This is a genomic window from Candidatus Centipeda massiliensis, assembly GCF_900290285.1.
In the GTDB taxonomy this organism is placed as follows: domain Bacteria; phylum Bacillota; class Negativicutes; order Selenomonadales; family Selenomonadaceae; genus Centipeda; species Centipeda massiliensis.
Genome location: NZ_LT985754.1, coordinates 953,639 through 968,066 on the forward strand (window position 1 = coordinate 953,639; position 14,428 = coordinate 968,066).

Sequence of the window (14,428 nt, forward strand, 5' to 3'; positions counted from 1 at the left end):
GAAGGAGAATATTATTTTGTGGAGAATTATTATTCGTGAAAGACCAAATAGATCATATCTATCGCGTCTTTCAGACTCCACATTTTTTATTTGTACTTTGCTGTGTATTTTAGTGAAAGGAAGACGAATCGTTTCGGTTCTTCCGCAATAGGAGGGTTAACTATGTCAGTATTTTATCTTGCAGACAAGAAGCATCTGATCGAGGTCTATGGTGATGAGGCACTGAATCTCGTCGTCAATGGCACGGAGCTCAAGGCAATCGCACCGAATACGGTGGACGCGGCGAAGGAGAAACACGTTCCCGTTGCAACCTACGATGCGGCGAAGAATGAGGTACATGTGCAGGTCGGCTCTGTTACACACCCGATGACCGAGGAGCATCTGATCACATGCGTCATTCTCGTAACGAAGAAGGGCGTGCAGCGCGTCAATCTCACGGCGGCGGATGCACCCGAGGCGACGTTCCGCCTTGCAGACGGCGACGCGCCGGTGAAGGTACTCGAGTACTGCAACCTGCATGGTCTCTGGCAGGCGGATCTCTAAGCGGATCTGCCTGAGAGGAAGCTGCTGCATAAAATGTGCGGCGGCTTTTTTCATCCTCTCCTGAACCGCAGCAGATGAAAAAATCTATCGCATTTCCAATCTTTTTCCGGTATAATAAATCTCAATGAGAGAAAGATGTCCGGACAAGATGTAGGGGGCGATGGAATGCGCTGGGCACAGGTGAGCGTCGTGACGACGCATGAGGGCGCGGATCTCATTGGGAACATCCTGATGGAACTCGGCGCTGCAGGGACGGAGATCGATGATCCGTCTCTTGTGAATGAATACATTGACGCGGGACTCTGGGACTATACCGATCTGCCTCGTGCAGAGGATACGGAGACCGTAACCGTACGCGCCTATCTGGCAGAGGATGAGCGTCTGGAGGGCAGCCTCCTGACGCTTGCGGAGCGTGTGGAGAATCTGCGCCGTGCAGATGTCCCCATCGGTGCAGGTACGATTTCGCATACGTTTGTCGCTGATGAGGACTGGGCAGAGACCTGGAAGGCATATATCCATACGGAGAAGATCGGTCGGAGGATTGTCGTGCGCCCAACGTGGGAGGAGTATACGCCCACGGGGGATGAGATCGTCATCGATCTCGATCCGGGTGCGGCATTCGGCACGGGATCGCATGCAACGACTGCGATGTGCCTGCGCTGGCTTGAGCATCTCGTATGTCCGAAGATGCGCGTCTACGATGTGGGCTGCGGCTCGGGAATTCTCTCCATTGCCGCCTCCAAGCTCGGCGCAGGCGAGATCATCGCGATGGACTACGATCCCGTTGCCGTCTCCGTCGCAGAGGAAAATATTCATAAGAACGGTGTTCACAATGTTGCTGTCTTTGAGAGCGACCTGCTCACGGCATGTGCGGGGGCACCTCCTGCCGAACTCATCATCGCAAACATCATCGCCGACATCATCATCCGGCTCTTCGATCAGCTCGATCGCCATCTTGCACCGGGCGGTGTTCTGCTTGCCTCGGGGATCATCGATGACCGCATCGTGGATGTGGAGCGTGCCGCTGCCGCGCATGGCTATACCGTGCTCGATATGACCTGCGAAAAGGAATGGGCGGCGATGATCATTCGGCGCAGCTCGGAGCTGGGCTGCTGATGCGGCGGCTGTTTTACGCAGGGGAACTGGCAGAGGAAATTGAGATCACAGGCGGTGACGCCCACCATCTCGCACGCGTCATGCGTGCGCAGATTGGGGACGAGGTCACGGTCGCAGGCTCCGATGGGCGTGCGGCACGCATGACGGTCGTCGCCGTCGCGCGCGACGCGGTACGCCTTCGGCTTGTGGAGCACCTTCCGGAAATGGCAGAGGCGTGCGCAGAAGTCATTCTCGTGCAAGCACTCCTCAAGGGAGAGAAGATGGACTTCGTCGTACAGAAAGCGGCAGAGCTTGGTGCGGCGGCAGTCTATCCCGTCCAGACGGAGCACGTCGTCGTGCGCTACGATGCGAAAAAGGCGGCGGCAAAGACGGTGCGTTGGCAAAAGATCGCGGATGAGGCGGCGAAACAATGCGGCAGACAGACGCTTATGCACGTTGCACCCATTGTGCCGCTCTCCTCGTTTGTGCGGAATACGCAGTTTTTGGAGAGATCCGATACGGCTGTAGTATTCTGTTATGAGGGGGAGCGTACGCAGTCCGTGCGTGCTGTATTGCAGTGTATTACGGCACGGCGCGTCCTCCTCATCGTTGGGGCAGAGGGGGGCTTTTCCTCTGCCGAGGCGGAGGAGATTCGTGCGGCGGGCGCACAGACCGTATCGCTCGGTCGCCTCATTCTGCGTGCGGAGACGGCGGCTGTGACCGCGCTTGCTGTGACGCAGTATGAACTTGGGAATTTATCAGTGCTTCCCTAGATCGGTAGAAAGGAATTTTATATGAAGAAGAGATATGCGGCACTTTTTGCGGCCGTCTTTGCACTCAGCATGATTACGGGGTGCGGCGGCAGTGAGAAGGCGGATACTGGGACGACGGCAAGTGCACAGCCTGCGGAGCAGGGGCGGGGGTCAGGCCTTCGCGGAGAGGCAGCACCGACGTTCACGCTCAAGAATATCGCGGGAGAGGATGTGGCTGTCGAAGCGAAGGGAAAGCCCTACATCATCAATTTCTGGGCGACGTGGTGCCCGCCCTGTCAGGCGGAGATCCCCGATCTCGCGGCGTTCCATGCGGCGCATAAGGATGCGGTGGACTTCTATGCAGTCAACCTGCAGGAGGAGGCTGCGCCGGTGCAGAAATTCATGGCGGAACGCAAGGCGGATCTGCCCGTTGTACTTGACGCACAGGGCACGGCGGCGAACCTCTACGGCATTCGTGCGATTCCGACCACCGTTGTCGTGGATAAAGAAGGCAAGGTCGTCTACCGCAAGACGGGCGGTGTGACGAAAGAGGAACTCGAAGATGTTATCAACAAACTCTAAGCGTATGTGGGGAGGCTTCGGTGTATGGAACTGACTCTCCTCGGCGGCGCATTTCTCGCCGGCTTTCTCTCGTTCATCTCGCCCTGCGTTCTGCCTCTTCTGCCCACGTTCTCGCTGATCCTCGCGAAGAACAGTCAGCAGGACGGTAAGGAAACGCAGCGTCTCTATGCGAATACAACCGCCTTTCTTGTGGGCTTTACGCTCGTCTTTGTCCTGCTTGGCGCGACGGCGTCATTCATTGGCTCGTGGCTTTTCGCCTATCAGGACGTTATGCGGCAGGGGGCGGCCGTTCTCATCATCGCCATGGGGCTCTTCATGACGGGATGGATCAAGATCCCGCTGCTCCTGCGTGAGTATCGCCCGTTCCAGCAGCGCGGCTTTGCCGGCATCGGGGGTGCGTTCCTGCTCGGCTGCGGCTTTACCCTCGGCTGGACACCGTGTACGGGCCCCATGCTTGCCACCATCCTCCTCTATGCGGGGGATACGGCGACCGTCGGCGCGGGGGCGCTCCTGCTCCTCGTCTATAGCCTCGGCTTTGCGGTGCCGTTCTTCCTGCTTGCAGTGATATGGCGGCGTCACATCATGAAGCTGCGCGCATTCTATCAATATCTGCCGACAATTCAGCGTGCGGCGGGCATTGTGCTCGTCCTCCTTGGTGTCCTGCTCTGGTCGGACTCGCTGAGCCATCTTGTACGTATTTTGTCGTAATGCGACTAAAATAACGATCTTTCCTTATCACTTGCATGATGAGGAAAGATCGTTTTTTGTATCTGCATTGAAATTCGGGATGCCGTGTGATATTGTATAGAAGGAAATTAGGAAGGAATTGGGAGAGATCCAAAATGGAATTTCATGTGACATCTGATAGCAAATATGATATCAGCGTCTGTGTTCTGACATATCGGCCGGATGTCGAGCAGTTGTTTACTACGCTGACTTCCTTGATTCAGCAGGACGGCTGCAGCTATGAAATCGTGATCGGAGATGATGGGACGCCGGCATTTCCGCAAAAGGAAATCGAGCAGTGGCTTTTCCATCACGGATTTAAGGATTACACATTGGTACGAAGTTCCGAGAACAGAGGAACTGTGCATAATGTAATCAATGTTCTGCGTGCGGCGCAGGGACGTTATGTCAAACTGATCTCGCCGGGGGATTATCTTTACAGTAAGCATGTTCTGGCGGATATGCTGCACTTCATGGAGAAGAAGAACTATAAAATAGCATTTGGACGAGCGTGCTATTACGTAAGACGTGATGATAAATACTATCTCGTTAACCGCATGAACCCGTTTCATCTGAGACCGTATCAGGAGGAAGATTATGCTGCGGCTAAGACGTCCTATCTCGTTTATCAGGACTATGCGGTTGGCGCTGCGTTTATGGGGGAGCGTCACCTGCTGGTTGCGTATACAGAGGTTATACTTGACCGCATTATCTATACAGAGGATGCGATTTATCCCATCATGGTCGCTGATGATATTCGGCTTGGGTTCTGGGATGCGAATTTAATATGGTATGATTACAGTACCGGCATATCGAATGATTCGTCAGAGAAGTGGCGTGCGCGTCTTTTACATGACAGCAAAGTCACACTTGCCATCATCGAAGAGCGGCACAGCGATATTTTGGATTTTGTTTTTGCTTCGGCTGACGGCAAAACTCGTGATTATGACGCATATACGAGAAAAAGAGAAGCCTACTATGCGGAAGCACAGCGTATGTTAGACGCCGGCTCTTATCTGCAAAATATTGATCCGGGAGAACTGGAAAAATTGGTGCATGCGGAAGTTGTCCTTAAGGATATATATATATCAACCCTTAGGAATAGATTTGGAGGAGAAAATGCCACATCAGAACATTGAAAAAACTACATTTACCACGCAGGAGCTTGTCTTCACCGCACTCATGACAGCGCTTGTCTTTGTGGCGACGTATCTGCCGCATATCCCAATTCCATTGGGATATGCCCATCTCGGGGATGCGGTGATCTTCTTGCTTGCCCTTCTTGTGCCGCGCCGTAGTGCCCTTCTTGCTGCGTGCATCGGTTCGGCGCTTGCCGATCTTCTCGGCGGGTTTGCACTCTGGGTTGTGCCGACACTCATCATCAAATTCGTGATGGCGGAGATTGTCTGCCGCATTGGACGGCGGAGAGCTGCGCTTGCACCCCGCATCAGCATCATCGCAGCGCTTTTCCTATCGAGCCTCTGGATGGCGGTCGCTTACACACTCGCGGGCGCTCTGCTCTATGCAAGCTTCTCTGCGGCACTAGCCTCCGCGCCCGGACTTTTGATGGAGGGCATTGTGAACTCTGTCATCGCTTTTTTCCTCCTGCCTTTGTTGCGCGAGAGGTTTCCAAGGTTTTGATGCAGGATAAAGTATTTAGCAAAACGGCGGATTTTCCGACATATCGTATGGGAGCAAGGAAGAGGACTTGGATATGCAGTTGATAAGGGACGAAGAAGCGACGCATATCGCGGATGTTGCCCATGAAGAAGGGAAGATAATTGGTCAGATTGCACAGTACAGAGCACAGGGCTTTCGTTTCTATTATTTTGTGCCAGATTTTTCATCGGATGAAGGGCTTTGGCGCAATGTCGTTCGTGCCTATCTCCGCGCTTACTCTGCAGATGATCCGACAGCACTCGTTCTCCTGACGGAGGAGGACGGCGCAGACGCTCAGATCGGGGAGATCGGTACGCTGCTTGCGGCGCTTGGTACAGACGCGCCGCTTGTGCTTGCCTGTGCGTATGCAGATACGATTCTGTCCAATGCTTTGCAGCAGGGGGATGTGCTTCTTACGACGAAAGAAGAGATTTCCGCCCGCTGTGCAGCACTTGCAGGTGTAGTTGGCGCGAAGGTTGTATATGCCAGAGATTGGCAGCCGAATGCGAAGGACTATGATGTCAGCGTCTGTGTTGCAACCTATCGTCCGGATGAGCAGAAACTCTTTACGACGCTGACCTCGGTCATTCGCCAGCAGGGCTGTTCGCTTGAGATTCTTGTGGGAGACGACGGATCAGAGAATTTTGATGCGCTGCGTGTCGAATGGTGGCTTTTGCAGCAGGGGTTCAAGGACTATCAAATCCAATCCAGTACGGAAAATCGGGGGACAGTCAGAAACTATATGGATCTGTTCCTCCGCGCACGCGGTCGCTATGTCAAGGCGATATCGCCGGGAGACTATCTATACAGCGACCATGTGCTGGCGGATATGATGCACTTTATGGAGGAGCATGGCTATCGAACTGCCTTTGGGCGTTCCTGCCACTATTACGAGCGCGATGGTAAATATATGATCGTTGACCGCATGAATCCATTTCAGCTGGCTCCCTACAAGGAACAGAATGTTGCCGCGATCAAGGAGGCATATCTCGTCTGTCAGGACTATATTGTCGGTGCTGCCTTTATGGAGGAGCGTCATTTGATGACGTCATACCTGAGGGACATGGTTGGAGCGGTCATCTACACGGAGGATGGAGCGCACATTGCCATGATTGCGGATGATATTTGTCCTGGGTTTTGGGATCACAATTTTGTCTGGTATGAGTGTGACAGCGGGATTTCGAGTGGAGGGTCAACCACGTGGAATGAGCGGATTACGCGTGACAATTATGCGATCCTGCGTGGGATTGCAAAGCACCACAGGGAATGGCAGGACACAGTGGCATGGCATATCGGCGGACGCGTTGAGGATTCGCCATACAGTAAGATTGTGCGGAATTACTATGGCGCGGTGGAGCGCTTTCGGGTAGAACATTCCTATCTGGTAGATGTCGATCTGAGCGAACTAGAAAAACTCGTTCATCAAGAGGTATCATTTGCCTGAGCGGGTGAACAAATCATGGTTGGGAGAGGGACAATGAATTTTCACGTTGTATTGGAAGATAAAGCTCCGCAGACGCGCATGGTGAAGAATGAAAACGGGCGAATTGTGCTGACCGCCGGTGCCAGTTCATACGTTCTTCACGCGAGCTTTATGACCGATGGGGCGGACGTTCATGTCCTGATTGGACGCTATTCATCACTCTCCTACAATGTGACCTTTTCCTTTCATGCGAATACATCCCTGTGCACGGCAAATTATGACTTTGAGACGGAGTTGGGGGAAGAAGGTGCGCACCAGATCATCATCGGCAGTGATGTGCGCATCGAATCCAATGTGATCATCATGGGCGGTGTTCACATCGGCGACGGTACTCTTGTTCGTACGGGCAGCGTCGTCACAGAGAATGTCCCACCCTATGCCGTCGTGGCAGGGAATCCCGCACAGATTATAGGATTTCGCTTCGACGCGGAGACGATTGCCGCCCTCATGCAGACTGGATGGTGGAATTGGCCGGAGGCAAAGATCCGTCAGCATATCCATCTCCTGCGGGCAGATGTCAAAGCGTTTCTCGCGGATATCTCCGATGAACGGCAGAGTGTCATTCCTGCGCTGTTGTAAAATCTTTGTCAAAAGCTGCGTGCACTTAGCCGTATGGGCATTGATCTCTACGAGTATACAGATATTAAAGTGTATGAAGATTTGAATTGCCGGATATTTTAAGAGGTGTTCCGTACATGTCAAAATATGATGTTTCTGTCTGTATTCCCACCTATCGTTCGGATTACGGAAAACTTTTTACAACGCTTACGTCTGTTGTACGGCAATGTGGATGCGTATACGAGATTATCATCGCGGACGATGGGACACCGGGGTTTCGGCAGGATGTGGTTGAAGCGTGGCTGGAAGAGCATCAGGTTCAGGACTATTCCATCATACGCAGCGCAAAAAACAAGGGAGTTGTTCGCAATGTGCTACATGCCTATTCTGTTGCGGAGGGGCGTTATGTAAAGCTCCTTTCGCCAGGTGACTATTTTTACGATGATATGGCTCTTGCCAATATGCTTCACTTTATGGCGCGTGAGGGTCATCGGATCGCATTTGGACGCTCCTGTTACTATGGCAAAGATGGCGGGCAGTTCCACATCTACCACAATATGCAGCCATATCAGCTGCGGCCTTATTTGGAGCGAAATGCTGCAGCAATCAAAGAGGCGTATCTCGTGTGTCAGGATTACGCGACGGGAGCCGCGTTCATGGGAGAACGGGAACTCATGGTCGCCTACACCATACGCATTCGCGAACATGTTGTGTATCTGGAAGATATGGTATATGTCCTCATGATTGCTGACGACATCGTTCCGGGATTTTGGAATCATAATTTTATATGGTATGAATGCAAGACCGGCTTAACGAACGTGCCATCACCGGAGTGGAAGGAACGCATGGGGGCGGACAACCGTGCGACCCTTGCGATCATTGCAGAGAGTCACCCGGAGTTTGCCGATTTGTATCGGTGGCATATAGGGGGGCGGAATGATGAGAGCTCCCCTTATACGAAAATACTCGATGACTACTATGCGGAAGTGGATCGGCTTGTTCAAACAGGCTCCTCTTTGCAGGATGTCGATCCGCAGGAGCTGATCAAATTACTGCGTGAGAATTTTGAAATGATCCCCGCAGGGGACTCCTGTTAGCAGAAGGCCGAAATCCCCGCACTGTCGGAACAGCTCCATCAAAAGCTGAAGGACTTTTACAAGACGCTGAACGAGGAGAAAACGTACTATCAAATCGTTGACTTTTGTTTGAGAAGTTTCCCGCAGGTGAAATTTTGGTATGCAGGGATGGGGCTGCGGACACAGTTTACAGATCTTTGGGCGTTGGAACAGAAATATGAGGGACGACTCTTTATCACGGCAGAGCGTCCAGATCTGTTCCAAATCATGCAGAACGTGGACATGTACCTCAATACCTGTCCGCAGATTGGCGGATTGATGATGCAGTACAGTGCACTCGCGGGCAGACCGCCGTTTAACTTCCTCTGTCTCCCTTATGGCTCAGGTGCGTCATCGGTGCTGCTGCCAGGGGAGGATCTCGGCATCGAGTATACGGATATGAACGCATTTCTTGCGGAACTGCGGCGCTTTATTGAGGACCCTGCGTACCGTCACGCAAAGGAGGCTGCGTTCCGCGCGAAAAAACTGATTGTCACAGAGGAGGAATTTGTCGGGAACTTGAAGAAGATTCTGTGTGAGAATCAGTCCAACTATCCCGTGCGCGTATTTGACGTGGATCTGCGGCTTCAGGAAGTGCAGTATGCACAGATGTGGGAGTGGGGGCAGTGAGATCAGGTGAACTCTGCGTAGGAATGTGATCGTAATATAGGAAATGTGTTCATTGGGAGGATATGATATGCAGTTTCAGATCGTGTTGGACGATAGAGTACCGCGTACGCGAAAGGTAAATCAAGACAGCGATACCACGGTACTTACGGTTGGCGCATTTTCGTATCTTCTTGAGGGAACTATTCTCTCCGATCATGCAGACATTCATGTGCTGGTTGGCAAGTACTCTGCGCTCGGTCGCAGAGTCTTATTTGAATTTTCGACGAGCCGTGATGAACTTGGTGTTACAACGTATTCCTTTGATGAGTTTATGCAGGAGGCGGCACTGCCCACATATACAGGCAGACAGATCGTCATTGGCAACGACGTTCAGATCGGGCATGATGTAACCGTTCTTGGCGGCGTATCGATCGGAAACGGCGCAGTTGTCCAATCGGAGAGTGTTGTGACCGAGGATGTGCCCGCCTACGCCATCGTCGGAGGGAATCCCGCGCGTGTTTTGAAATATCGCTTCGATGAGGCGATGCGAGAAGCACTGCAGCGGATCAAATGGTGGAATTGGTCAGAGGAGAAGATCCAAGAGGAACGGCCGCTCCTCTTGGGCGCTCCACAGCATTTTGTCACGCGCTTTGCTGTGCCGGAGGAGGCTGAGGTCGGCGGTGATACAACCGCAGATACGCTGCAACAGCTGCGGGCGCAAGGCATTCATATCTATTACTTTGTACCGGATTTCGCCTCATCGGAACAGATCTGGCGGAAGGTGTTCTTTGCATATCTGTCTTCGTGTACTGCATCGGACAAGACGGTGCTCCTGATGGATTTGCCGCAGAACAATGACTGCCGTGCGCAGATCGCGGAACTCGGTGAACTGCTCTCTGTCCTTGGAGACAATGCGCCTCTGGTACTGACCCATGAGACGAGCGAGGTGTTTTCCCCTATGCTGCTCCGTGGGGCGGATGTCTTGATCACCACGAAGGAGGAGGTCTCCTCACGCTGCGTGGATTATGCCGCAGGTATCGGTGTGCAGACCCTCTACGGCGGCGATTGGGCGGGAGATCTTTTCCCTCATGACAAAAAATATGATGTCTCCGTTTGTGTTGCGACCTATCACCCTGATTATGATAAATTGTTCCGGACACTCACATCCATCATCCATCAAAAGGGCTGCTCCTTTGAAATTGTAATCGGCGATGACGGCACGCCGAATTTTGATCAGGAGCGCATGGAGCTGTGGCTTCTCCGCCATAATTTTACAAATTTCCGGATTGTGTGTCTGCCCCAAAATAAGGGCGTGGTAGAGAATTTCTTCTATATGTGTACGGCAGCACAGGGCACATATATCAAAATTCTCTCACCTGGGGATTATCTCTACGACGATCATGTGCTGGCTGATATGCTTCGCTTTATGCGGGAGGAGAAGTATTCAGTTGCATTCGGGCGTGCCTGTTACTATCGCAGGGAAAAGGGGGTCTATCAGATTCTGGATACGATGAATCCGATGGATCTGCACCCCTATGAAGCAATGGATTGTGCAGCGATCCGGAGAAATTATCTGCTCTATGCCGATTTTGTACTCGGCGCGGCATATATGTGCGAGCGGCGACTCCTGATGGCATACCTCAGAAGAATTGTTGGCACCATCATCTACATAGAGGATTGTGCGTATATGATGATGCTTGCAGACGGCGTTGGGATCGGCTTTTGGAACGAAAATCTCCTGTGGTATGAATTTGGCACGGGCATCTCCACAGGAACATCATCCTCATGGAAAGAGAGGACGATGCAGGACATCGGCACCTGTCTTGCCGCGATTGACATTAAGCATGGGGAAATACGGGAAGAACGGGAACAACTGCTCATGGAAAAGCCGGGACAGACAGTTCATGATTTGCAGCAGGCGTATATGAAAGTTGTGATCGAGCGGAATCGCGCGGAGAAATATACTTATTTGAAAAATGTGGATCCGGCAGAACTGGAAAAGCTTGTCAATGCCGAAGTGGTCTTTCTTGCCCTGTAGATCAGATGGGAGCATTGTATGCAGATTGTAAAATATATGTTTCAGCCGCATGGCGATGAGCGCGGCATGCTTGTTGCGCTGGAGGAGTTCAACGACATTCCCTTTCGCATCAAACGCGTCTACTATATGTATGATACGGTACCGGGGGTTGTGCGCGGACATCATGCCCATCGGGCACTTGAGCAAATCCTAATCTGCATTCATGGGAGCTGCAAGGTGCGTCTCGACAACGGGCAGGAGAAAAAGATTGTGCCGCTCGAAAAGCCATACGAGGGGCTTTATATATCGCATGCAATGTGGCGAGAGATGTACGACTTCTCGGAGGATGCTGTACTCATGGTGCTCGCGTCCGAGGTCTATGATGAGGCGGACTACATTCGTGACTATGATGAGTTTCTGCGAATGGTACATGGGGCGAGCGCAGATTCCACTTCGGAAAATGGGGCATAAATGGAGGAAATATGCTTAGGAGTGAGAGCATTTCATATCATCCGGATCTTGACGTTTCGGTATGTGTGCTGACATATCAACCGAATTTGCGAAAACTGTTTGCTACCCTCGAATCGATTGTATGTCAGCAGGGATGTTCCTTTGAAATTATCATCGCGGATGACGGTACGCCGAATTTTGATAGAGGTGTAATAGAGGCGTATTTCGCACAGAAAGATTTCCATGTCTATACAATCGTGGCAAATCCGTACAACAAGGGAACAGTGAAAAATGTGGCGGGAGTCTTTCCCGTGATGCGAGGACGCTATGTAAAAGTCATTTCGCCGGGCGATTTCCTGTATGATGAAACTGCCTTGGTACGAATGCTTCGATTCGTGGAACAACATCAATATCGAGTCGCCTTTGGATGGACGTATTTCTATCAAAAAAAAGACGAGCAGACCTATGTGGTGCTCGGTCAGCTGCAGCCTGCAAATTTGGAATCATATCGTAGGAACGCATTTTCCGAAATTAAGAAGGAATATCTCATTGCACAGGACTTTCCTGTTGGAGGCGCCTTTTTTACAGAGGCGAAACTGCTGATCTCCTATACGGAGAAAATCCTTGATCGTATTATCTACGGCGAGGATTGTGTATATAATATCATGATTGCAGATGGCGTAGAGTTTGGCTTTTTGGATGAGCACTTCGCATGGTATGAAAGAGGTTCCGGCGTTTCATGGCAGACAGAGTGGAAGTCCCGTATTTACGCGGATCGTAATATGTACTATGCAATTATTGCGGAAAACCATCCTGAGTGGCGCGATCTGTGTCATTGGAAGATGGATCCGGAGCATTATCCGGGGGATGTCTATCAGTCGTATATTGATGAATATGTAGAGGAGGCGTTTCTTCGGCTGAAGGAAGAAAACGATAAACAGCGGACGCAGCTCAACCAAGCGTATTTACTACGCTGGATTCATGCCGGATTGCAGTATGCGGACGATATGACGTGAGTCGTATTTAATGCGCTTTTTTTACGTGTTTCATCGGATTACTCGTACACATAGCAAAGGAAATTATATGAAAATTGATCTTGCCACACTTGGGCGCCAGTATGAACTTCACGCAGCGGAATACGAAGCGGCGGCACTGCGTGCCCTGCGCTCGGGCTGGTACATTATGGGACCGGAACTTGCGGCGTTCGAGGAGGAGTTTGCCGCCTATACGGGGGCGCAATATGCCGTCGGACTGAACTCCGGACTCGACGCGCTGATACTCTCCGTCGCAGCACTTGGCATCGGCGCGGGGGATGAGGTCATCGTACCTGCAAACACCTATATTGCGACCGTGCTTGCGGTCACGGCAAACGGGGCGACGCCTGTCTTTGTCGAACCGGATGAATACTACAATCTGGACACATCTAAACTCGAAGCAGCGATTACGGAGCGTACGCGTGCCGTGATGCCTGTTCATCTCTATGGACAGGCGGTCGATATGGGGTGCGTGATGGAGATCGCAAAGAAGCATCATCTTGCCGTGGTCGAGGACTGTGCCCAGTCTCACGGCGCACATTTCGGCGATGTAATGACGGGGCGCTTCGGCAACATCGGTTGCTTCAGCTTTTATCCGACGAAGAATCTCGGCGCATTCGGCGATGCGGGTGCGATCGTGACCGACGATGCGGCACTTGCCGAGAAGATTCGTATGCTGCGCAACTATGGCAGCAGGGAGAAATACCACAACGAACTATGTGGGGTAAATTCCCGTCTGGATGAGATACAGGCGGCTCTCTTGCGCGTAAAGCTCGGATATCTTGCGGAGCTGACGGAGGAACGCAGGGCAATCGCCGCGCGCTATCTTGCGGGGATTCATAACGAACAGATCACCTTGCCGCAGCTGCGTGAGGGCGCGGAGCATGTCTATCATCAATTTGTTGTACGGACGGAGACGCGGGATCACTTCAAGGCGTATCTTTCAAAAAACGGCATCGAGACGGTCATTCACTATCCGATCCCGCCGCATCTCGCGGAGTGTTATAGAGATCTTGGCTGCGGGAAGGGCAGCTTCCCCATTGCGGAGCAGTATGCGGACGAGGTGCTGAGTCTGCCGATGTTTAACGGAATGACCGATGCGGAAATATCCTATGCGATCGATGTTGTCAATGCCTATCGCACCTGAGAGAGGATTGTATGAGCTTGATACAATGCGAAGGACGTATGGTCTATCTGACGTCATTGGAGGAGCGCTATTTTCCGTACATCATCGACTGGCGCAATGACCAGGAGAACAACCGTTATCTGAACCAGCCCTTTGTCCTGACGATGGAAAAGCAGCAGGCTTGGTATGAAACGTACTTGACTGATGCAACACAGGGACTGCTCATCGTCGTTGACAAAGAGAATGATACGCCGTTTGCCACAATGGGCTGGACGGACTATGATTCTGCCGCACGTATCTGTATCACAGGGCGTCTCCTTGTCGGAGACCGTAGCTATCGAGGCAGTCTCCACTTTGCGGAGGCAAGCCTGCTTTTTGCTGATATGGTGTATGATGCGTTTGGTGTGGATACTTGTTATGCACATATTGCGTGCGACAATATTGCCTCCATACGTTATCATGAGAAGTATGGTTTTCATAGAAATGAAGGAAGTGCGCACTTTCCGGATGAGCTGAATGTGAACGGTATGCGACAGACGGAGTACCTGCGCTCACGCGAGGATTGGCTTGCCGTACGGGAGAATATCCGTCAGAAAATATTATCCGTGATTCCTTAGGACGCTCTTTTGCAGCTGAAAATCCCTCCATTTGTATTTTTGGGGATGGGGGGATTTTTGTG

16 protein-coding genes are annotated in these 14,428 nt (G+C 51.9%); all 16 read left to right on the forward strand.

What is annotated here, in order from left to right:
- Window positions 1-162: 162 nt before the first annotated feature.
- The 16 genes from C8273_RS04740 (at window position 163) to C8273_RS04815 (ending at window position 14,366) form a co-directional block, all read left to right on the forward strand.
- Complete coding sequence (locus tag C8273_RS04740) at window positions 163-543, forward strand: desulfoferrodoxin family protein (protein ID WP_106626614.1); 381 nt, start codon at window positions 163-165, stop codon at window positions 541-543.
- A gap of 165 nt (window positions 544-708) precedes the next feature.
- Entirely contained in the window at window positions 709-1,659 is a 951-nt protein-coding gene (prmA, locus tag C8273_RS04745; RefSeq protein WP_106626615.1) for a 50S ribosomal protein L11 methyltransferase, read from the forward strand.
- Window positions 1,659-2,411 (forward strand): 16S rRNA (uracil(1498)-N(3))-methyltransferase, encoded by a 753-nt coding sequence (locus C8273_RS04750; RefSeq protein ID WP_106626616.1) that lies wholly within the window; start codon window positions 1,659-1,661, stop codon window positions 2,409-2,411. The genes prmA and C8273_RS04750 overlap by 1 nt, the downstream gene beginning before the upstream one ends.
- A 21-nt stretch (window positions 2,412-2,432) precedes the next feature.
- Window positions 2,433-2,972: a TlpA family protein disulfide reductase gene (locus C8273_RS04755; protein WP_106626617.1), complete on the forward strand. Its 540-nt coding sequence runs from the start codon at window positions 2,433-2,435 to the stop codon at window positions 2,970-2,972.
- Between the two features lie 24 nt (window positions 2,973-2,996).
- Window positions 2,997-3,680: a cytochrome c biogenesis CcdA family protein gene (locus tag C8273_RS04760; protein ID WP_106626618.1), complete on the forward strand. Its 684-nt coding sequence runs from the start codon at window positions 2,997-2,999 to the stop codon at window positions 3,678-3,680.
- A gap of 134 nt (window positions 3,681-3,814) precedes the next feature.
- The gene (locus C8273_RS04765; RefSeq protein WP_106626619.1) at window positions 3,815-4,837 is read left to right on the forward strand and encodes a glycosyltransferase; all 1,023 of its coding nucleotides are present in this window, start codon (window positions 3,815-3,817) and stop codon (window positions 4,835-4,837) included.
- Window positions 4,818-5,339 (forward strand): ECF transporter S component, encoded by a 522-nt coding sequence (locus C8273_RS04770; protein ID WP_106626620.1) that lies wholly within the window; start codon window positions 4,818-4,820, stop codon window positions 5,337-5,339. The genes C8273_RS04765 and C8273_RS04770 overlap by 20 nt, the downstream gene beginning before the upstream one ends.
- A gap of 73 nt (window positions 5,340-5,412) precedes the next feature.
- The gene (locus tag C8273_RS04775) at window positions 5,413-6,801 is read left to right on the forward strand and encodes a glycosyltransferase (RefSeq protein WP_106626842.1); all 1,389 of its coding nucleotides are present in this window, start codon (window positions 5,413-5,415) and stop codon (window positions 6,799-6,801) included.
- 33 nt (window positions 6,802-6,834) lie between these two features.
- Entirely contained in the window at window positions 6,835-7,419 is a 585-nt protein-coding gene (locus C8273_RS04780; protein ID WP_159060735.1) for a CatB-related O-acetyltransferase, read from the forward strand.
- Window positions 7,420-7,535: 116 nt separating this feature from the next.
- Complete coding sequence (locus C8273_RS04785) at window positions 7,536-8,495, forward strand: glycosyltransferase family 2 protein (RefSeq protein ID WP_106626622.1); 960 nt, start codon at window positions 7,536-7,538, stop codon at window positions 8,493-8,495.
- Between the two features lie 126 nt (window positions 8,496-8,621).
- Window positions 8,622-9,143: a hypothetical protein gene (locus C8273_RS04790; protein WP_159060736.1), complete on the forward strand. Its 522-nt coding sequence runs from the start codon at window positions 8,622-8,624 to the stop codon at window positions 9,141-9,143.
- Window positions 9,144-9,210: 67 nt separating this feature from the next.
- Window positions 9,211-11,160: a glycosyltransferase gene (locus C8273_RS13425; protein WP_106626624.1), complete on the forward strand. Its 1,950-nt coding sequence runs from the start codon at window positions 9,211-9,213 to the stop codon at window positions 11,158-11,160.
- Window positions 11,161-11,178: 18 nt separating this feature from the next.
- On the forward strand, window positions 11,179-11,610 hold the full coding sequence (locus C8273_RS04800; protein ID WP_106626625.1) for a sugar 3,4-ketoisomerase: 432 nt from the start codon (window positions 11,179-11,181) through the stop codon (window positions 11,608-11,610).
- Window positions 11,611-11,621: 11 nt separating this feature from the next.
- Window positions 11,622-12,605, forward strand: coding sequence for a glycosyltransferase family 2 protein (locus C8273_RS04805; RefSeq protein ID WP_106626626.1), 984 nt, complete (start codon window positions 11,622-11,624; stop codon window positions 12,603-12,605).
- Window positions 12,606-12,672: 67 nt separating this feature from the next.
- Window positions 12,673-13,770 (forward strand): DegT/DnrJ/EryC1/StrS family aminotransferase, encoded by a 1,098-nt coding sequence (locus C8273_RS04810; RefSeq protein WP_106626627.1) that lies wholly within the window; start codon window positions 12,673-12,675, stop codon window positions 13,768-13,770.
- 38 nt (window positions 13,771-13,808) lie between these two features.
- Window positions 13,809-14,366: a GNAT family N-acetyltransferase gene (locus C8273_RS04815; protein WP_234343836.1), complete on the forward strand. Its 558-nt coding sequence runs from the start codon at window positions 13,809-13,811 to the stop codon at window positions 14,364-14,366.
- The last annotated feature ends 62 nt before the right edge of the window (window positions 14,367-14,428 follow it).

Excerpts from the sequence above, each read along its gene's own strand:
- C8273_RS04780 (WP_159060735.1), top strand. The coding sequence starts at position 6,835 with ATGAATTTTCACGTTGTATTGGAAGATAAAGCTCCGCAGACGCGCATG.
- C8273_RS04750 (WP_106626616.1), top strand. The coding sequence starts at position 1,659 with ATGCGGCGGCTGTTTTACGCAGGGGAACTGGCAGAGGAAATTGAGATC.
- C8273_RS04800 (WP_106626625.1), top strand. The coding sequence starts at position 11,179 with ATGCAGATTGTAAAATATATGTTTCAGCCGCATGGCGATGAGCGCGGC.
- C8273_RS04770 (WP_106626620.1), top strand. The coding sequence starts at position 4,818 with ATGCCACATCAGAACATTGAAAAAACTACATTTACCACGCAGGAGCTT.
- C8273_RS04765 (WP_106626619.1), top strand. The coding sequence starts at position 3,815 with ATGGAATTTCATGTGACATCTGATAGCAAATATGATATCAGCGTCTGT.
- C8273_RS13425 (WP_106626624.1), top strand. The coding sequence starts at position 9,211 with ATGCAGTTTCAGATCGTGTTGGACGATAGAGTACCGCGTACGCGAAAG.
- C8273_RS04785 (WP_106626622.1), top strand. The coding sequence starts at position 7,536 with ATGTCAAAATATGATGTTTCTGTCTGTATTCCCACCTATCGTTCGGAT.
- C8273_RS04755 (WP_106626617.1), top strand. The coding sequence starts at position 2,433 with ATGAAGAAGAGATATGCGGCACTTTTTGCGGCCGTCTTTGCACTCAGC.
- C8273_RS04740 (WP_106626614.1), top strand. The coding sequence starts at position 163 with ATGTCAGTATTTTATCTTGCAGACAAGAAGCATCTGATCGAGGTCTAT.
- prmA (WP_106626615.1), top strand. The coding sequence starts at position 709 with ATGCGCTGGGCACAGGTGAGCGTCGTGACGACGCATGAGGGCGCGGAT.
- C8273_RS04805 (WP_106626626.1), top strand. The coding sequence starts at position 11,622 with ATGCTTAGGAGTGAGAGCATTTCATATCATCCGGATCTTGACGTTTCG.
- C8273_RS04815 (WP_234343836.1), top strand. The coding sequence starts at position 13,809 with ATGGTCTATCTGACGTCATTGGAGGAGCGCTATTTTCCGTACATCATC.
- C8273_RS04775 (WP_106626842.1), top strand. The coding sequence starts at position 5,413 with ATGCAGTTGATAAGGGACGAAGAAGCGACGCATATCGCGGATGTTGCC.
- C8273_RS04760 (WP_106626618.1), top strand. The coding sequence starts at position 2,997 with ATGGAACTGACTCTCCTCGGCGGCGCATTTCTCGCCGGCTTTCTCTCG.
- C8273_RS04810 (WP_106626627.1), top strand. The coding sequence starts at position 12,673 with ATGAAAATTGATCTTGCCACACTTGGGCGCCAGTATGAACTTCACGCA.